Source organism: Pseudodesulfovibrio hydrargyri, assembly GCF_001874525.1.
Taxonomy (GTDB): Bacteria; Desulfobacterota; Desulfovibrionia; order Desulfovibrionales; family Desulfovibrionaceae; genus Pseudodesulfovibrio; species Pseudodesulfovibrio hydrargyri.
On record NZ_LKAQ01000004.1, the window covers coordinates 646430 to 664446 of the forward strand.

Consider the following 18017-nt stretch of genomic DNA (forward strand, 5'->3'; position numbering starts at 1 on the left):
GCTACCCCGCTTTTTCCACGATCAGCTTGAGCCGCGCCCGGGCCCGTTCGCGCAGGGGCGAATCCGAGGACGCGGTCCGTTCCAGAAAGGTCACCAGGTTGTCCAGGGCGTGTTCCATGTACGGATGGCCCGGCCCGAGCGAACGCTCGTAGGCGGCGAAACCGCGCTCGAAACAGTCGAAGGCCTCGCCGGTCCGCCCCCGTCCGTCCAGGAACAGGGCCAGGTTGCACAAAGCCTGCCCGGTCTCGGGGTGGTCCTCGCCAAAGGCGCCGCTATGGATGGACAGGCACTTGCGGAAATGGGCCTCGGCCTCTGGGTCCTTGCCCAGCCGCTCCAGGAGCAGCCCGGCCAGGTTGTGACTGGACGCGGTCTCCGGATGGTGCTCGCCGTACAGTTCGGTGGTCAGCTCCAGGCTCTCCAGGGCGTGTTTCAGTCCTTCCTTGGGACGGTCAACGGCGTCCATGAGCAGGGCCAGGTTGTGCAGGCAGGAGGCGGCGGCCGGTTGGCGCTCCTGGCCGGATGCGCGGAGCACGGCCAGGCAGTCGTTCAGGGCGGATTCGGCCCCGGCGAGATCGCCGCGCGCCTGCTTGGTCATGGCCAGCCCGTTCAGGACCGGGGCCGTGGCCGGATTGTTCTCGGTGAAGATCGCGCGTTGCAGGTCCAGGCAGGCCTTGAACGCGGCCTCGGCCCGGACGAAGTCCCGCCCGGCCAGATAAACCGAGGCCAGCCCCTCGAGGTCGGCGGCGATGTCCGGATGGCTACCGCCTTTGAGGGCTATGTCCACAACCATGGCCGCTTCGAGGAGGTCGGCGGCCTCCTTGTGGCGCTGCTGATAATAGAGGGAGAATCCGGCCTGGTGCAGGACCCGGTTGGCCGCGGCGGTGTTCACGCCGAGTTCGGCGGCCATGTCGCGGCAGGCCAGGATGTGGGGCATGAGCCACTGGACCAGGGGCCAGTTCTGCGGGTCGGCGTCGGGCAGGGCCAGGTTCAGGGCGTAGACGGCCCGTCCGGCCCACTCGGCGGCCTGCTCATGCCCAAGCGAGCCGCGCAGGGCCTCGCGCACGTCTGCGGGCAGGGCGAAGACCTGGTGGTCGGCGTCGGCCACGACCAGGTTGCGCCCCACCAGCGGGTCCATGAGGGCCGTGGCCGCGAAAAAGGCGGCGGCCGGATTGACCAGGGCGGGGTTGTGCGGGGTGCCTTCCACGGACAGGGCGAAGTCGTATGGCAGGGGGGCGTCGGCCAGCATGGCGGCCATGTACAGGGTTTCGGCCCCGCCCGGGGCCTCCCGCTCCACCTCCCGGACCAGGTCCAGGATGGCCTCGGGGCTGCGGTCGTCGCGTGTATCCGTCACGGAATGCTCCTTGTTGGCAAATCTCGCTCTGACTATCCGGTTTGCCCGGGGAATTCAAGGCGGCCCGCGAAAAAGGGCGCTGCCCGGACCGACCGGACAGCGCCCTGCAAGGCGTTGATGGATGAGCGGCTAGCGCTTGACCGAGATGAGCGTGTTCAGGACCGAGTCCGAGGTGGTGATGACCTTGGTGTTGGCCTGGTAGCCGCGCTGGGTGACGATCATGGTGGCGAACTCCTTGGCCATGTCCACGTTGCTCTCCTCCAGGGAGTTCTGGTTGATGGTCCCGCGTCCCCGGTCTCCGGCTTCTCCCAGCATGGCCTCGCCCGAGGCGTCGGTGGCCATGAAGTTGGTCCCGCCGTCGCGCTTGAGCCCCCACGGACTGTTGAACTTGTACACGGCCACCTTGAACATTTCCTCGGTCTGTCCGTTGGAGAAGTGACCGCTCATGACGCCCTCCTCGTCCACGCTGACGGTATTGAGGTAACCCCAGGTGTAGCCGTCCTGGATATGATACAGGGTGGAGGACGGCTTGTCGTAACTGGTGGTCACGCGGGCGTCGCGGTCCATGTCGTCCATCTCGGGCAGCAGGTCCACGTTGTTGCCGACGGATGCGGCCGTGCCCCCGCCACTGGCCCGCCAGGACCCGTTGTTCGAACTGATTCCGAAATCGTAGCTGATGGTCCGGGTCCCGCCGCCGCTGGCAAAGGTGTAGTCGAACTGTGCCAGGCCGTCCTCGCTGAAGGTCGCCGGAACCCAGGAGGACAGGCTGGTGCCGCCCGCTCCCGACGTGGCCGTGGGATCCAGGGCATAGGCCGACTGGTTGACCAGCACCCCCCTGTCGTTGAAGGTCAAAACCCCCATGGCGGCCAGTCCGGCAGCCGAGGTGCCGTAGGCGGACGAGCCGTCCGATTCCCCGGGCATGGCGATGACGTACTCCCAATAGGAGTAGCCAGGCACCGCGTTGGACAGGTTCGTGGTGGACACCGGGTCGAAATAAATGGTCATTTCGTGGCTGTTGCCGTTCTCGTCGTACACGTCGATGGCCGTGGAGTATTGCGGCTGGGCGTCGCCGAACGGCGAGGCCGCGTTGCTCTGGTTGGCGGCATACGCCTCGACCATGGCGAAGAACGGATTGTTTTCACTGGAAATCTGGCTGGTCGCCGAGTGGTCGAGCTGGGTGACTATCTCCACGGAGGAGGTGGCCAGCGGCTCGGACCGGACCACGCGGGCGGTCTGGCCGTCCACGGTGATGTCCTCGTAGGGCAGCTGGATGTCGGACACGGATGTGCCCCACGTGTCGGTCTCCCGGTCGTAGGCGAACCCCTGCAGCCGATATCCCTGGGGGTTGACCAGATAGGCATCGTTGTTGAAACGGAATCCGCCCGCCCGGGTGTAGCGCATGACGCCCGAGGAGTCGCTGATCCCGAAAAAGCCCTGGCCCGCAAGCGCCAGGTCCGTGGACTCCGTGGACGAGGACAGGGGGCCGTCCGTGAAGATGCCCCGAATGGCGGACACGCCCACGCCCATGCCTATCTGGCTGATGCGCATGGCGTCCGAATCGTACTTGGCGCTGCCCGAGGCCATCTGCTGGCTCATCAGATCGCCGAACAGGATGTTCGAGCGCTTGTAGCCGATGGTGTCCACGTTGGCCAGGTTGTTGGCCAGGACCTGCATGCCCTGGCTATGGGCTATCACGCCCGTGGCGCCCACATACATGCTTCCAAAACTCATACTTCCTCCGATCCGGCGCTGGCCGGATTCGCGGGAACCACCGGGATACCCATTCCCGGCAATAAATTCCCGACGCCTTCTCGGAAGGATAAAGAGCAAGGGGTGTGCCATTAAGAAAACTTCATGTTTCCAAAGGGAAAGGGTCGGCCGGAGCGCGGCACATCCTGCCGGAGGGCGGTCCCGGCCGTCCCCGGCACGGCCGGGGGCCACGGCGGCGGAGCGGCCGGGCGGGGAGCCCTCGCAACCGATCTTTCCCTTGCCAGATACCGGCGGCGCGCGTAGGCTTGCGCGACTTTGAACTCAGAGTGACACCAAACGAAACAATGGAGATATAGTAATGAAACGGATTCTTCCCCTGATCGTCGTCGCCATCCTGGCCCTGGGCCTGAGCGCCTGCAACCAGGAGCAGTCCATGAAGATCGGCGTCGTGGACGAGGCCGCCGCCTTCAAGGAAAACAAACTGGCCACCGAGGCCATGGCCCACCTCCAGGAGATGGGCAAGCCCCTGCAGCAGAAGGCCGAAGCCGCCTACAAGGCCATGCAGGCCAACCAGACCGAAGAGACCGTGGCCGCCTACAAGCTGGCCATGGGCGAGCTGCAGAACACCATGAACGCCGAGCAGCAGCGCATCGTCGCCATGGTCGACGCCAAATTCAACGAGATTCTCGAGAACTACCGCAAGGAAAAGGGGTTGGCCCTGATCCTGAGCAAGCAGGCCGTGATCGCGTCCAGCGAGACCGTGGACATCACCAAGGACATCGAGGCGGCCATGAACAACGTGACCATGGACTTCTCCATGCCCGAAGCGCCCAAGGCCGAGACCCCCGAGGCCGAGGCTCCGGCCGCTCCCGCCGAAGACGCCGCCAAGGCCGCTCCCGCAGAGAAGAAAGACGCGGAATAACCGCGCCGTACACGCAAGAAAAGGCCTGTCCACCGCATGGTGGACAGGCCTTTTTCGTTTCAGACTCCGGCCTGGCCGTCGTCCCGGAAGCGGACCATGAGTTCCCTGGCCTGCTCCAGGCTGTTGTTGAAGTCGTCCAGCCGCTCTCGCAGGACCTCCGGTTTCCCGTTGCGCCCGGCGTATTCCATTTCCAGGGCCAGCCGGCCCAGGGCGTCCGCGCGGACCACGCCGCACATGCCCTTGAGCGAATGGGCCAGCTTGGTCCCCCTGGCCATGTCTCCGGCGGCCAGCGCCTCCGTCAATTCCGCCACGCGCCCCGGGCAGTCCTCGAGAAAGGCATCGATGAGCTCCACGGCCAGGTCCCTGTCATAGGCCAGGCTGGCCAGGAACTGCTCGGTGTCGAACAAATCCCGCGTCATTGCTCCCCCTTCGGTTCCATTAGAATAGTAAGCTTAACACCCGGGAAAGGGGTTGGAAAGTGGTTTTCCGGCCCGTACGCGTCTGTAACAGAGAAGGATCGGCTAATCGCAGGTACAGGCCGCGCCCGATAGCCGTTTCCACCGCCCCCGATCAAAGGCGAGCAGAATCTCCTGCACGGTCCGGTCCCGGCAGTCGCTCAGGCAGCAACGGACCGGCTGACGCCGGAACCCCTCTGCCACCCGCCGGGTAAAGGAGACGTGCGAGCGTACCCACACGTCGTCCTGAGGAGCCTCGGACCGGATCCGCCCGTAGGCCTGCTCCCCGCCCAGGCCGCCCTGCTGCGGGGCGGCGACCACCGTGGGCCGGGTCAGGGGAAGGAACGCACGCCTGCCCAGAAAGGCGAGGGTGGAGGTGCCGCAGACCAGCACGCCGCAGTCCGCGTCGCCGAACCGGAAGGCCAGGCCGCTGCCGGGCGCGTTCAGCCGCCGGACGGCCTGGAACAGCCCGGCCGCCGAGATACGACCCGCCGGACCGGGTTCCCCCGCAACGGGCAGACCGTTCAGGCACATGACCGGGTGGCGAGGCACCAGATGCTCCTCCAGCCGCCCTGTCTGGCGGAACCAGCGCACCCTGGCCCCGCCCCGGGCCAGCAGCCCCTCAGCGGCCACGGCCAGGGCCAGGGTTCCGGCCACCTCGCGGGCGGCCCGGTGCCGGGACACGGTCAGCCCCTCGGCCCGGTCGGCCAGCAGCCTGCCGCTGAGCACGGCCCGATCCTCGTCCTTGCCCGCCGCCCCACGGGCAAGGGCGTCGAGGCAAAGCGGCAACAGGCCGCCCCCGCCCCCTTCCGCGACCTGGTCCAGAAGCAGTCCCGCCACAGCCGGAAAGACCGCGGACGGCGTCATCGGACGTGGCTTGTCAGGCAGTCGGCCGGTGCACGCCGCCACGCCGAGCAGGGCCAGTTCCGCAGCAGCCGCCAGGGGTTGACCGGTGCTCACGGGCGGCCGGATGCCGGGCACGGGAAAGGAGGCGTCCACCGGCACGGGCCAACCGCAGCGAACCAGCCAGTCCGGGAACCCGCCGTCAAACCCCCGAGCCGCCCGGGCCAGGGCGCGGAGTCCCTCTGGCAGCCAGTATTCGCTCACCGGGTAGCCCTCGTCCATGAGATCGAGAATCCCCCCGAGCCGGTCGGTCGAGGCGGCCGTGCACACCACGGCCCGCAATTTGCCCACCCGCCGTTCCCTGAGCAGCCTGGGCAGATCCCGGCCCAGACCGCCCCCGTCAAAGAGATAGGCCCCGCGCCGGGTGGTCAGCAGGCAGGCTTCCCCCCGGTCCACGGGAAGCACTCTGAATGTCGTTGAACCCATTTGTTTCCTTAATGAAATTTACTGTCTTTTCATTTTTCGAGTTCACTATATTCAAAGTGGTTTTCTATATCAAGTAATACTTTTACCGAGAAAAGATGACCTCCCGCAAGGGGCTGTTATTCCAGGCGTCTCTCTGGGCGCACCCACCCCACCAGGTGAACCATACAAATATTTATTGTTTTGATTCAATGTATTACAGAAGCAAGGCACGCGCCCTGCATCGAAATGGCATGGGCGTTGACAAGGTTTTGGGCGGTCATTATATGCCTCGGACCTAAAACAACAAGGAAGCAACACTCATGCGAATATTATTCAACTACACCATCACCCCGGTCCTGTGCGCGGCCATGGTGATCATGGCCGTGGTTGTGTTCGTCAAGCAGCAGAAGATCGACGACCTGACCCACCGCCTGGAGCTGGTCCAGAAGACCGCCGAAGCGCGCAAGATCATGGTCGAGGAGGCCCGCCTCCTGCAGAAGGCCAAGAACATGTCCCCGGTGCGCACGGTCACCGTGACCGCCTACAACCCCTCCACCGAACAGTGCGACGACGATCCGCTCATCGCCGCCTCCATGCGCAAGGTCCGCTCCGGCACCATCGCCGTATCCCGCGACCTCTTTGACCAGGGCTGGGTCTTCGGCCGCAAGGTCCGCATCGAGGGCCTCGGCATCTTCGAGATCAACGACCTCATGAACAAGCGCTACCACCAGCGCATCGACATCTTCATGTGGGACGAATCGAGGGCGAAAGAGTTCGGGCGAAAGAACATTAAAGCGGCGCTACTCGATATCTAGTTCGAGCGAACACGCGAGTAAGGGCCCCGTCACGGGGCCTTTTTTATTGCGCCCGAAGATTAAGCGGCTCGGGATAGCGGGCCTATCCCTAGCGCGGAGAGCCGCTGTTCGGGGCGTGCCGCCCCGAAATCGCTCCAAAGAGGGGGGGGAAAAGGCAAGTGCCTCGCCCGACACTAAGTCGAGCGAGGCACTTGCCTTTCTGTAAGGTGGACGCACCGCCCAAACCCTGGAGCGACTCGGGTGCTTCAGCACCCGACAGCGGCTCTCGCCCTCGCGCTAGCACAAGGCTTTCGAGAGTGGGTCAGCTGTGCATTTTCTTCCGGCCGCGGCAACCGTAGCGTAGCCGTCTACGTGAGGATTGGCGCGGCCGGAAAAAATGTGCAGATGGCCCGCTATCGGAAGCCGCCCCCCGCTAATCCAGCCAATCAATCTCGACAGTGCGCCGCGTGGGGATACGCTTGTAGCGATACTTCGGATATCCCAACATCAATGCGGCATAAACGCCGTGGCCTTCCGGAATGCCCAATTCCCTGCGGATGTTGCAGCAGCCTTCGGCCACCTCCATGAGGAAACCGGCCCAACAGGCGCCCAGACCGTGGGCGTGGGCCGCGAGTTCCAGGTAGGCGGCGGCCAGGGCGCAGTCCTCGGCCGGGTTGAAACCGTCCTCCGGCGCGTGGGCCACGGCCACGTGGGGCGCGCCGTGCAGGATCTTGTCCACACCGCGCGCCCAGTTCTTGACCACGCCGGGCATGATCGAGTTGGTGGCCATGTACTCCACGGTCATGCCCGCCAGCCTCCGGGTGGCCTGGGGCGTGCGGGTGACGATCCACTGGGCTGGCTGGCCGTTCTTGGCGCTGGGCGCGAACGAGGACACGGAAAAAAGATGGGCCAGGACCTCCTCGGGCACGGGCTTGTCCCGGTAGGAGCGCACCGAGCGGCGCCCGGACAGGAACTGGTCGGCCTGGGCCGGGGTCAGCCTGAGGCCGCGGTCGAACGGGCCGCACTGGCCGGGGGCCAGGCCCGGCGTCACGGCGGGCATCTCGGGCAGGGTCACTGCCCCCACCGGGCAGACGGCCACGCAGTGGCCGCAGTTGATGCATGTCTTTTTGGCCGCTGGGCGGAGCTTGGGGAAGCCCTCGCGGTCCTCGACGACGAGGTCGAAAGGACACTCGTCACGGCACGCGCCGCAGCGCTTGCAGATATCCTTGTCGGCAAACATAGGTGCTCCTCAAAGGGGGCTGAACGGGACCCGGCGGACCGGGCGACGGACGGGTCCGGGCTACTTCCTGGCCGCCTGGGCAATGGCCGGAATGGCCTCGTACATGACCCCGCGCAGGGCCTCGGCCAGGATGTCGGACTCCGAGGAGTAGCCGGGCACGACCACGTCCTCGACCTCGCTGGTATATTTTTCGGCGTGCAGGGTCGCATCGCCGCGCGAGACCACGATGCGCACCGAGACGCGGCCCTTGTAGGTGGTCACGCCGGTCTGGTTCAGGGCCAGCTCCAGGACTTGGCCGGTGACCAGCAACTCGTCGTCCGGGGCGGTGATGGCGGTCCGGTACCTGACCTTGCACCCGGCGTTCTCGAGTTCGTCGAACAGGGCCCAGCCAGCCCACTCGGCCACGTCGGACAGGGAGGTGATGGTCTCGTTGTCCGTGGTCTTGCCGAGCACCGAGGTAGGCCGTTTGTCCTCGAAGCGAAAGACCGTGATCTCGCCCACGCACGGGGTGTCGGTGGAAATCAGGGCGTATTTCAGCTTGATGGCGTTGCCCGAGGCGCAGCCCGCGGCCACGGTCAAGGCCAGGAGCAAGGCCGCCGGCAGTACCCGTTTCATATATGCCTTCATCGAATCGTCTCCATCAGATTTGGTCGCCCTTGACGGGCGGTTCCTCGGTTGACTGGGGCTTGTCGTCCAGCTCGGATTCCATCTTGTCCAGAAGTTTGCGGGTCAGCTCCATGAGCCGGTCCAGGTTCTCGCCCACAAAGGACTTGGCCTTGTCGTCCAGCTCCTTGTCCGTGGGCGCGCCGGAGTCGGCGTCCCCGGCCGCCCCATCCGGGACGGCCCCCTTTTCGAGCATCGAGCGAATGTGCTCGAGGTTCTCGCGCACCTGGGCAAGCTCCGCGCGAAACGCCTGATCGCGCTCCCCGGCCTCCTGGCGCAGGGCCTTGACCTCGGCCTCCAGGGCGTCGATCCGTTCGGCCTCGGGGGAGGGGCCGCCGCAGGCGAAAAGGGCCAGGATTAGGACGAATGCTGCCAATCGTTTCATGGGCGTCTCCTTCGCATGCCATCCGATAGCACAACCGGTCGCGGACTGACAATCCGCAGACGCCCCGGAAAGCGGAGGCCGTGACGTCCCGCCACGGCGACGGAAGGGAGCTCCTCCTTCTTGCTTTTCACCTGTAAATCCGTACAATGCGCTCAGTCTGGATGCTCCCGTACCCCTACTCCAGAAGAGAAGATACAGGCTATGAACATACTGCGCGCCCTGACAATGCTGATCGTGCTGGCGGCCGCGGCCGTACCGGCCATGGCCTCCGACTATGTCCAGGTGGCCCACCCCACCGGCTTCCGAGGCCTGGCCTGGGGCACCCTCCTGTCCGACGCTCCCGGGCTGGCCCCGGTGCAGGAGCCGGGCTTCGAAGACACCTATTTCAAACGCGACGAGCCCAAGACCTTCGGCAAGGCCGAGATCACGTCCGTGGCCTACTATTTCAACAAGGACAAGCTCTACCGCGTGGGCATCGCCTACAAGGGCAGGGTCAACCAGTTCTTCCTCAAGGACATGCTCATGCAGCGCTACGGCGCGGGCCGGGGCATCGGCTTCCGCTACGGCTGGATGTGGCCCGACTTCTCCATCGAGCTCGACTACGACAACGACTCGAACACGGGCAGTCTCTACTACACCTTTGAGGGCGCCCTGAAATAGCCCGGCGCCCGGCACGACCATGGACCACCCCGCTCCCCACAGACTGAAGGCGCGCTACAAGGCGCTGTACGCGGCGAGCCTGCTGGCCCTGGCCGCGCTGCTGTGTGTCTGTTTCGGGATGGTCTACACCCTGCGCCTCGATCCGGGCGGCGACCACGCCCGGCTGATGCAGCTGGCCTACCTGTGCATGGTGGCCGGTTTCTTCGTCCTCGCGGCCCAGGCGCTGCTCGTGTACAAGAAGGTCATGGCCTGCATGGGCCAGGACGCGGCCCGGGCCGACGAGATGGCCGAGCAGATGGAGCGGCTGGCGGTCCTGGACTCCCTGACCCAGGCCTACAACCGGGGCAAGTTCGAGGAAATCGCGGCCCAGGAACTGGGCAACGTGCGGCGCTATGCCCTTGACCTGTCAGGAATCATGCTCGACCTGGACGACTTCCGGTCCATCAACCAGGCCCACGGCTACTCGACCGGAGACCGCCTGCTGGCCAACATGGCCCATTTCCTGAACGACAAGCTCAGGAACAACGACTTCCTGTTCCGCTGGCACGGCGGCAAGTTCATCATCCTCTGCCCGCACACCGACATCGACCGCGCCGCCATCGTGGCCGAAAAGCTGCGCGTGCTCGTGGGCCACAAGATCTTCGGCGGCAAGATCCGCGTGTCCCTCTCCCTGGGTGTGGCCCAGGCCGGAGAGGACGACACCCTGGAGAGTTTCCTGCAACGCCTCCAGTCCGGTCTGACCGCGTCCAAGAACGGCGGCCGGAACCAGGTCACCGTGGTCCGCGCCCAGCTCTCTCCCCGCTGATTCCGGCCCCTCCGACGGGCCGATCCGGCCGAGACGAAAACAACCGCTCTAATCGGTTTCCTTTTTTCTCCGTTCTACGCTATATGGAGAGTGCGATCACCAGACACTGCGAACAGGACGGCCCATGAACATGGCGCAGGAAAAGACCGCGCACTATCTCAAATACGCCCCCACCAGGGTCTTGCTGCCCTCGGCGCTGATGCTGCTGCTCTTCGCCGGTTCCATCTTCCTGTACCTGCTGCCGTCCATCGAAGAGGCCCTGCTCGACGCCCAGAAGGAAAAGGTCGTGGAGATCACGGACACCGTGACCGGGACCCTGAACCACCTGAACGAGATGGCCGAACGGGGCGAGATCACTCTGGACTACGCCAAGGAACTGGGCGCGGAGTTCGTCCGGGAGACACGCTACGGGCCGGACGCCAAGGACTATTTCTGGATCACGGACCTGACCCCGCGCATGGTCATGCACCCTTACCGCCCGGACCTGGACGGCCAGGATCTGACCGACTACCGGGACAAGGAGGGCAAGCGGGTCTTCATGGAGTTCGTGCTCGCGGCCAGGAAGAACCCGGACGCCTTCGTGGACTACTACTGGCAGTGGCAGGACCGGCCCGACCGCATCGCCCGCAAGCTTTCCCACGTACGCCTGTTCGCCCCCTGGGGCTGGGTCCTCGGCACCGGCCTGTACATCGACGACGTGCATTCGGATATCGGCGTGTACCGCGATCACGTGGCCCTGATCTTTCTGGGCATCCTGCTGCTCAGCGCCCTGCTCTCGCTGTACGTCATCCGCCAGGCCGGCGTCATCGAAAAGAAAAAGGCCTGGATCCAGGGCCAACGGGAAAAGCTCGTGCGCGTACTCCAGGAAAGCGAGGAGCGCTACCGGACCATCGCGGACTTCGGCTATGACTGGGAGGTCTGGGTCGGCACGGACGGAACCGTCAACTACTGCTCCCCGGCCTGCCTTCGGATCACCGGCTACCCGCCGGAGCGGTTCTTCGAAGACCCCGGCCTGATCCGCGAGATCATCATCAACGACGACCAGGACGCCTGGGACGCCTACCTGGTGGAGGCCGACTCGGACCGGGGAGACTCGCTGGACTTCCGCATCCTGACCGCGGACGGCAAAACCCGCTGGCTCGGCGTGGTCGGGCGGTCCGTGTCCGGCATCGGCGGCAAGCCGCTGGGCATGCGCTTGAGCTTCCGCGACATCACCGACCGCAAGGCCATGGAGGAGCAGCTGCGCCACCAGGCCCTGCACGACCCTCTGACCAACCTGGCCAACCGGACCCTGTGCCTGGACCGACTGAGCCAGGCCATGCGCCGGGCCAAACGGCGCGAGAACTATTTCTTCGCGGTGGTCTTCCTGGACCTCGACCGCTTCAAGATCATCAACGACTCCCTGGGCCACCGCTTCGGGGACATGGTCCTGACCGAGACGGCCATCCGCCTGACCGGCGAGATGCGCCTTCTGGACACGGTCTCCCGATTCGGCGGCGACGAGTTCGTTCTGCTCCTGGACGAACTGTCCAGCCCGGGCGAGGCCATCCGGATCATCAAGCGCGTGCGCAAGCGGCTGACCGAGCCCTTCCGCTTCAACGGCAACGAGGTCCGGACCACGGCCAGCTTCGGCATCGTCCTGAGCCCGGTGCTGGACGGCAAGGCCGCGGACGTGCTCCAGCACGCCAACATCGCCATGCACCGCGCCAAGGAATCCGGGCGCAACCGCTTCAAGGTCTTCACCGAGCGCATGCTCGAGAGCGCCGTGGACCTGCTCACCCTGGAAAACGACATGCGCCGGGGGCTGGCCAACGACGAATTCCACGTGGCCTACCAGCCGATCATGGACCTGGCCGGGTCGGACATCATCGGCTTCGAGGCCCTGGCCCGCTGGGACCACCCGGACCGGGGGGCCATCCCGCCCGCCGAGTTCATCCCCATGGCCGAGGAGTCCGGCCTGATCATCGAACTGGGCGAGTGGGTCCTGGTGCAGGCCCTGCGCACCCTGGCCGGGTGGCGCAACGAAACCGACGGCACGGACGACATTTTCATGTGCGTGAACCTGTCCAGCAAGCAGTTCGCGCGCACCGACCTGGACAAGATCGTGGTCCGGGCCCTGGAACGATACGGACTGCCGCCCTCCTGCCTCAAGCTGGAGATCACCGAGTCCTCCATCATGGGCAACCCCGAGTCCTCCCTGCGCATCCTCAACCGGCTCAGAAAGGCCGGGGTGCGCTTCTCCATCGACGACTTCGGCACCGGCTATTCGTCCCTGTCCCAGCTCCAGCAGCTGCCCGTGGACACCCTCAAGGTCGACCGGACCTTCATCTCGCGCATGCGCACCGACCCGGAGAACATGGAGATCGTCAAGGCGGTCATCGCCCTGGGCCATTCCCTGGACCTCAACGTGGTGGCCGAGGGCGTGGAGAACCCTGACCAGCTCTGCTCGCTGCTCAATCTTTCCTGCAACTCGGTCCAGGGGTTCTATTTCCATGAGCCCATGAGCGCGGCCAAGGCCAAGGACCTGCTCAAGCAGCGCACCCAAAAGACCGCCGAGGATACCCGCGAGAAGCTGGCGCTGGCCCGCCGCAACTGCCCGCCCGACCAATAGGGCGGGGCCCTTCCTCACAACGCGAAAACGCCCTGCCGGAATCTCTTCCGGCAGGGCGTTTTCGCGGGGCGGGCCGTGATCCGGCGGCCGCTATCGCGCGCCGCCCCCGCCTTGGGGGCCATACTTTTCCACGAACCAGCGCACCTGCCGGCAGACGCCCATGAGCAAATTGAATTCGTTGCGCTTCAAATTGATCTTGCTGAAGAAGCGGCGCACCGGAAGCATCCAGTAGTCCGGGTTGTCGTCCTTGAGGAAATCGATGGCCAGCAAGGTCTCCTGGAGGTTGCCGAAAAGCGCCTCCTGCTCCTTGACCGTGGTCGGCCGCTCCTCGGGCGGGCCGTCGGGGGCGAACGGCTCGGCCAGGGAGCGCTTGAAACACTCGTACAGGACCACGACCACGGCCTGGGCCAGGTTCAGGGAGGTGCCCTCGCGGCTGGTGGGAATGGTCACCAGTCCCGAGCAGATGGAGGTCTCCTCGTTGGTCAGCCCCTTGTCCTCCGGGCCGAAGACCACGGCCACCCGGCCGCCGGTCCGCAGCCGCTCGTCGACCACGCCCGCCAGGGTGTCCGGGGCCATGATCCCCTTGCGCCAGCCCCCGGTGCGGGCCGTGGTCCCGAACACGGCGGTGCATCCGTCCACGGCCTGTTCCAGGGTGTCCACGATGCGCGCGGACTCGAGGATGTGCCGGGCGTGGGCCGTGGCCAGGGGCAGGGCCTTGTCCATGTTGAAGTTGTACGGATCGACCACCACCAGTTCGGACACGCCCATGTTCAGGCAGGCGCGTGCCGCGGAACCGATGTTCTCCGGGTATTTGGGGCGGAACAAAACCACCACGAGCTTGTCCAGCATGAAACCCTCCTTGGGCGTTGACGACGAGGCATGTACCACACCGCCCGGGGATGTCAAAAGGCGTATCGCCCGTCCGGCGATCCCCGGCCGCCGGGGCCGCGACCGCCGGAAACATAAGAACCGGTTATATAAAAGATAATTAAATCAGGCAGTGAGAACCACAGTATCCGAGAATTGCGTTGAAATATTTGTCATTCTGTGCAACAACGGGATACCGGGTGGAATAGCCTTCCCCCGGGGGTGTGTTTTACCGCGCATGCACATGCTGACGGTAAAAAAAGTTGCGGTCCTTATTAACTTCTGTGGTTCCTTAGGAGGAAACATGAAACGGATTTACATCCTGGTCTTTGCCCTTGCCCTAGTTTTCGGCATGTCCTTCAACGCGCAGGCAAAAAAACGCTACGTGTTCGGCGGCGGCCCGGCCGGCGGTACGTTCCAGATCGTCGCCAACGCCATCCAGGTCTTCGGCCCCATCAAGAACAACCCGAATTTTTCCATCAAGGCCCAGTCCTCGGGCGGTTCCACCGAGAACCTGCGCACGGTCAACGCGGGCCGCTGCGCATTCGGCACCGTGTACGCGGGCGAGGTCTACCTCGGCCGCAACGGCAAGCTGACCGGCGACCCGAACACGTATGAAAACGTCCTGACCGTGGGCTACCTCTACGGCGCGCCCGCCCAGCTGGTCATCCGCAAGGGCTCGGGCATCAAGTCCGCCAAGGACCTGGCCGGCAAAAAGGTCGGCGTGGGCAACGCCGGTTCCGGCGCGTTCGCCAACTGCGAGCGGTTCTTCACCCACCTGGGCATCTGGGACAAGATCGAGCGCAACGCCATGGGCTACAACGACGCGGCCCAGGCCTTCGGCAACGAACAGCTCGACGCCTTCTGGCTGCTGACCGCCTATCCGTCCGGGGCCGTAATCATGGCCGCCCAGACCAACGACATCGACCTGGTCGACGTGGGCGCGGACGCGGAAAACTCCGGCTACTTCCAGGCCTACCCCTACTTCGGCAAACTGACCATCCCGGCGGGCACCTACCGCGGGGTGGATCACGACACCCCCTCCTTCTTCGACTCCGCGCTGCTCGTGGCCAACGCCGACGTACCGGCCGAGGACGTCTACCAGCTGCTCAAGGCCGTCTGGTCCGAGGCCGGCCTCAAGCACATGGTCGAGCAGAAGAAGACCTTCAAGGCCATGAGCGTGGCCGACGGCCTCAAGGGCGTGAATCCCGAAGCGACTCCCCTGCACCCCGGTGCGGTGAAGTTCTGGAAGGAAATGGGCGTCCTGAAGTAGGCCCCCGCTCCCGCAATCGTGCACGGGCGGGCCGCGCGGCCCGCCCGTTTCGCGCGTTCCCGGCGACCCCCGGTCCCAGCCGGGCCCGCGCGCATCGAACCGATCCGCCCCGCACGGACCCGGGTCCGGTCTCCCGTCACGGGCGTCCGGCATACGATCCGGCCATACGGCGCGGCACATTTTTCAACCGCCGCCCTTCAGGGCGGCCGAGAGCGCGCAATGTACGACAAATTAAACAGATTCGAGCGATTCCTCTTTGATTTCCTGTCGGTGGCCATGGTCCTGTTCTACTCCTGGTCGGCCATCTTCGAACCGGCGGCAACCCAATATCACCGGGGCATCTACGTCATCATCACGTACATCCTCGTCTTCCTGCTCTACAAGTCCAGGCGCCTGATCCCGCGCATGATCGACTACCTGCTCATGCTCGCCTCGCTGGTCTCGGTGGGCTACTGGATCCTGAACTTCGAGGCCATCAACTACCGCACCGGCATCGAGACCGACATGGACAAGTGGATGGCCATGATCGGCGTGCTGCTCGGCATCGAGCTGGCCCGCCGCGTGGTCGGCAACATCTTCGTCCTCATCGGCGTGCTCATGCTCCTGTTCGGCATGTACGGCGCGCACATGCCCGAACTCATCGCCCACGCGGGCGCGAGCTTCCCGGACCTGTGCACGTCCATCTTCTACCGCTCGGACGGCGTGTTCGGCATCATGGCCAACGTCCTGGCCACCTACATCATCCTGTTCGTGCTCTTCGGGGCCTTCCTGGAAAAATGCGGGGCCCAGCGGTTCTTCATCGACTTCCCCCTGGCCGCCGTGGGCCATAAGGTGGGCGGACCGGCCAAGGTCTCGGTCATCGCGTCCGGCCTGTTCGGGTCCATCTCCGGCTCGGCCATAGCCAACACCGTGTCCACCGGCACCTTCACCATCCCGATGATGAAAAAGGCCGGGTTCAAACCCCACGTGGCCGGAGGCATCGAACCCGCCGCCTCCATCGGCGGCATGTTCATGCCCCCGATCATGGGCGCGGGCGGCTTCATCATGGCCGAAATGACCGGCCTGCCCTACTCCCGCATCATGCTCATCGCCATCTTCCCGGCGATCATGTACTTCTTCTCGGTCTTCGTCATGGTCCACTACGAGGCCAAGAAGAACAACATCGTGGGCGAGCGCTACGCGGTCGGGGCCATGGAGATCCTGCGCAAGGAATGGCTCTACACCCTGCCGCTCATCCTGATCACCATCTTCATGCTCGCGGGCTACTCCCCCGGCTACTCGGCCATCGTCGGCCTGGCCGCCTGCATCGGCCTGTCCTTCAAGGACGAGGGCCAGCGCATCGACCCCACCCTGCTCGTGATCATGACCTTCATGGTCCTGTGCCCCTGGATCGTCAAACTCGTCGCCAAGACCGGCGGGCCCCAGGCCGCCGCTGCCGTCAGGCCGTTCCTGTCCGGGCGCATCCTGCTCCTCTACGGCCTGATCGTCTCGGCCGGGCTGTTTGCCTGGCGCAGACAGACCGCGGCCGGGCTGAAAAACGAACTGGGCGGATTCGTGGCCGCCGCGCGCGAGGGGACCATCAATTCCCTCAAGATCGGCGCCACCGTGGGCGTCATCGGCGTCATCATCGGCGTGCTGACCTATTCCGGCCTGGTCCTGACCTTTGCCGACATCGTCATCGAACTGGCCCACGGCAACCTCGTCCTGACCATCCTGCTCATCGCCCTGGCCTCGCTCGTGCTCGGCATGGGCGTGCCCGTCACCGCCGCCTACCTGATCACCGCCGTGGTCGCTGTCCCGGCCCTGACCCACCTGGGCGTCAACGAGGTGGCCGCGCACATGATCGTCTACTGGCTGTCCCAGGACTCCAACATCACCCCGCCGGTCTGCATCGCCGCCTTCGCCGGAGCGACCATCGCCGGAGCCAACATGTGGCGCACCGCCTTCACCTCGTTCAAGTTCGCCAAGTTCCTCTACCTCGCCCCGTTCATCTTCGCCTATGTCCCGGCCTTCTCCCTGGACGCCCCCACGCAGAACATCCTCATCTCCTTCTGCGCCATCACCGTGGCTGTGTTCATCTACGCATGGTTCCTCAGCTTCATCTGGATCAACCCCCTCAAACGCCTCCTCGGCATGGCCCCGGCCTGAGCCCGGAAGCAATGGTCCACAGGCACAAGGCAGGCGGCAAACCAAGGCGCTTTCCATAACTGTTGATGAACACCCAAAACGAGACCTCCCCCCTGTACGTTAGCGCGAACAGGGGGGGATTCTCATGGGCAAAGTTTTCTCCCAGATTGCCAAAGCGCACATCCCCGCCCCCCCGTGGAACGGGGGAGTGGTCTCCCCGTATTGACATCCGAGGAATTAACCTATTAGAGACGTATAGTTGGTTGTTGAAAGGCTTAAAAAATACAGAGTATTGGCAGCCCCCACGCGAACCGAGAATGGGACGGATATGAAAACAATAAAATACGGGAACAAGGAAGCCCAATTCGACATCGTCCAAGGCAAAATTTGTGATCTTGAGAAAACGACCAAAACAACAGTTTCCGGAGGTTGGGGACTATCAATAAGGGGAAAGGGTACAGCTAGCCGCTTCGAGAGCACATACTCTCCCATCAGGACCACACACACTGATTATGTTGAATTTTGGGTTAAGGCGGATGATGGAAATGAAATGTACTTCAAAGAACCTGCCACTATTCCATTACGCAATGGGCACGAAGTAAAAATACATTATCGTGTGACAAAAGATTCTCCATCCGTAATCAAGATGACTAATTTGACAACTAGTCAGACATACGCTTCAGGATTACCGAATGCCGGTTGCCTTGTCTTTGTGTCATTATCCCTGACACTCATTATCTCTTTGTTTGTCAGTGGCGTTTTACGACAGAGCGCGGGGACGATGCACGTAATAGGGTTTCTAATCTTATTCTGCCTGGGATGCTATTTCATGCATAAGAAATATTC

15 protein-coding genes are annotated in these 18017 nt (G+C 64.3%); 7 read left to right on the forward strand and 8 right to left on the reverse strand.

From position 1 onward, the window contains the following. Nucleotide 1: 1 nt before the first annotated feature. Entirely contained in the window at nt 2-1351 is a 1350-nt protein-coding gene (locus tag BerOc1_RS07455) for a tetratricopeptide repeat protein (protein WP_071545088.1), read from the reverse strand. A gap of 129 nt (nt 1352-1480) precedes the next feature. Beyond that, nucleotides 1481-3082: a flagellar hook protein FlgE gene (locus BerOc1_RS07460; protein WP_071545089.1), complete on the reverse strand. Its 1602-nt coding sequence runs from the start codon at nt 3080-3082 to the stop codon at nt 1481-1483. Nucleotides 3083-3419: 337 nt separating this feature from the next. Here BerOc1_RS07460 and BerOc1_RS07465 point away from each other — a divergent pair, with 337 nt between their 5' ends. Then, nucleotides 3420-3983, forward strand: coding sequence for an OmpH/Skp family outer membrane protein (locus BerOc1_RS07465; RefSeq protein WP_071545090.1), 564 nt, complete (start codon nt 3420-3422; stop codon nt 3981-3983). A gap of 59 nt (nt 3984-4042) precedes the next feature. Here the strand turns inward: BerOc1_RS07465 and BerOc1_RS07470 are convergent, their stop codons facing one another. Next, nucleotides 4043-4402: an Hpt domain-containing protein gene (locus BerOc1_RS07470; RefSeq protein ID WP_071545091.1), complete on the reverse strand. Its 360-nt coding sequence runs from the start codon at nt 4400-4402 to the stop codon at nt 4043-4045. Nucleotides 4403-4504: 102 nt separating this feature from the next. Further along, nucleotides 4505-5767: an MBL fold metallo-hydrolase gene (locus BerOc1_RS18830; RefSeq protein WP_129586500.1), complete on the reverse strand. Its 1263-nt coding sequence runs from the start codon at nt 5765-5767 to the stop codon at nt 4505-4507. Between the two features lie 299 nt (nt 5768-6066). On the opposite strand from BerOc1_RS18830, the gene BerOc1_RS07480 reads away from it, so the two are divergent. After that, complete coding sequence (locus BerOc1_RS07480; protein WP_071545093.1) at nt 6067-6561, forward strand: 3D domain-containing protein; 495 nt, start codon at nt 6067-6069, stop codon at nt 6559-6561. A 412-nt stretch (nt 6562-6973) separates the two neighbouring features. On the opposite strand, the gene BerOc1_RS07485 is transcribed toward BerOc1_RS07480, so the two are convergent. The 3 genes from BerOc1_RS07485 to BerOc1_RS07495 are packed head-to-tail and all read right to left on the reverse strand — an operon-like array spanning nt 6974 to nt 8828. After that, on the reverse strand, nt 6974-7780 hold the full coding sequence (locus BerOc1_RS07485; RefSeq protein ID WP_071545094.1) for a nitroreductase family protein: 807 nt from the start codon (nt 7778-7780) through the stop codon (nt 6974-6976). Nucleotides 7781-7840: 60 nt separating this feature from the next. After that, nucleotides 7841-8395, reverse strand: coding sequence for a hypothetical protein (locus tag BerOc1_RS07490; protein ID WP_242652913.1), 555 nt, complete (start codon nt 8393-8395; stop codon nt 7841-7843). A 25-nt stretch (nt 8396-8420) separates the two neighbouring features. Continuing rightward, a complete protein-coding gene (locus BerOc1_RS07495) occupies nt 8421-8828 on the reverse strand; it encodes a hypothetical protein (RefSeq protein ID WP_071545096.1) in 408 nt (135 codons plus the stop codon). A 201-nt stretch (nt 8829-9029) separates the two neighbouring features. Between BerOc1_RS07495 and BerOc1_RS07500 the strand changes: the two genes are divergently transcribed. The 3 genes from BerOc1_RS07500 (at nt 9030) to BerOc1_RS07510 (ending at nt 12904) form a co-directional block, all read left to right on the forward strand. Further along, nucleotides 9030-9488 carry a hypothetical protein gene (locus BerOc1_RS07500; RefSeq protein ID WP_071545097.1) on the forward strand — a complete coding sequence of 153 codons (459 nt, stop codon included), beginning with the start codon at nt 9030-9032 and terminating at the stop codon, nt 9486-9488. Nucleotides 9489-9507: 19 nt separating this feature from the next. After that, complete coding sequence (locus BerOc1_RS07505) at nt 9508-10293, forward strand: GGDEF domain-containing protein (RefSeq protein ID WP_071545098.1); 786 nt, start codon at nt 9508-9510, stop codon at nt 10291-10293. 124 nt (nt 10294-10417) lie between these two features. Continuing rightward, nucleotides 10418-12904, forward strand: a complete 2487-nt coding sequence (locus BerOc1_RS07510; protein ID WP_242652915.1) for an EAL domain-containing protein — start codon at nt 10418-10420, stop codon at nt 12902-12904. 90 nt (nt 12905-12994) lie between these two features. On the opposite strand, the gene BerOc1_RS07515 is transcribed toward BerOc1_RS07510, so the two are convergent. Further along, complete coding sequence (locus BerOc1_RS07515; RefSeq protein ID WP_071545099.1) at nt 12995-13753, reverse strand: RNA methyltransferase; 759 nt, start codon at nt 13751-13753, stop codon at nt 12995-12997. Nucleotides 13754-14075: 322 nt separating this feature from the next. Here BerOc1_RS07515 and BerOc1_RS07520 point away from each other — a divergent pair, with 322 nt between their 5' ends. Together BerOc1_RS07520 and BerOc1_RS07525 are read left to right on the forward strand one after the other, a co-directional pair. Continuing rightward, the gene (locus BerOc1_RS07520; RefSeq protein ID WP_071545100.1) at nt 14076-15044 is read left to right on the forward strand and encodes a TAXI family TRAP transporter solute-binding subunit; all 969 of its coding nucleotides are present in this window, start codon (nt 14076-14078) and stop codon (nt 15042-15044) included. 219 nt (nt 15045-15263) lie between these two features. Continuing rightward, on the forward strand, nt 15264-17192 hold the full coding sequence (locus tag BerOc1_RS07525; protein WP_071545101.1) for a TRAP transporter permease: 1929 nt from the start codon (nt 15264-15266) through the stop codon (nt 17190-17192). Nucleotides 17193-18017 lie beyond the last annotated feature (825 nt).

Bases quoted from the DNA above. Each gene is read 5' to 3' on its own strand.
- BerOc1_RS07460 (WP_071545089.1), bottom strand. From the start codon at position 3,082: ATGAGTTTTGGAAGCATGTATGTGGGCGCCACGGGCGTGATAGCCCAT.
- BerOc1_RS07465 (WP_071545090.1), top strand. From the start codon at position 3,420: ATGAAACGGATTCTTCCCCTGATCGTCGTCGCCATCCTGGCCCTGGGC.
- BerOc1_RS07470 (WP_071545091.1), bottom strand. From the start codon at position 4,402: ATGACGCGGGATTTGTTCGACACCGAGCAGTTCCTGGCCAGCCTGGCC.
- BerOc1_RS18830 (WP_129586500.1), bottom strand. From the start codon at position 5,767: ATGGGTTCAACGACATTCAGAGTGCTTCCCGTGGACCGGGGGGAAGCC.
- BerOc1_RS07480 (WP_071545093.1), top strand. From the start codon at position 6,067: ATGCGAATATTATTCAACTACACCATCACCCCGGTCCTGTGCGCGGCC.
- BerOc1_RS07485 (WP_071545094.1), bottom strand. From the start codon at position 7,780: ATGTTTGCCGACAAGGATATCTGCAAGCGCTGCGGCGCGTGCCGTGAC.
- BerOc1_RS07490 (WP_242652913.1), bottom strand. From the start codon at position 8,395: ATGAAACGGGTACTGCCGGCGGCCTTGCTCCTGGCCTTGACCGTGGCC.
- BerOc1_RS07495 (WP_071545096.1), bottom strand. From the start codon at position 8,828: ATGAAACGATTGGCAGCATTCGTCCTAATCCTGGCCCTTTTCGCCTGC.
- BerOc1_RS07500 (WP_071545097.1), top strand. From the start codon at position 9,030: ATGAACATACTGCGCGCCCTGACAATGCTGATCGTGCTGGCGGCCGCG.
- BerOc1_RS07505 (WP_071545098.1), top strand. From the start codon at position 9,508: ATGGACCACCCCGCTCCCCACAGACTGAAGGCGCGCTACAAGGCGCTG.
- BerOc1_RS07510 (WP_242652915.1), top strand. From the start codon at position 10,418: ATGAACATGGCGCAGGAAAAGACCGCGCACTATCTCAAATACGCCCCC.
- BerOc1_RS07515 (WP_071545099.1), bottom strand. From the start codon at position 13,753: ATGCTGGACAAGCTCGTGGTGGTTTTGTTCCGCCCCAAATACCCGGAG.
- BerOc1_RS07520 (WP_071545100.1), top strand. From the start codon at position 14,076: ATGAAACGGATTTACATCCTGGTCTTTGCCCTTGCCCTAGTTTTCGGC.
- BerOc1_RS07525 (WP_071545101.1), top strand. From the start codon at position 15,264: ATGTACGACAAATTAAACAGATTCGAGCGATTCCTCTTTGATTTCCTG.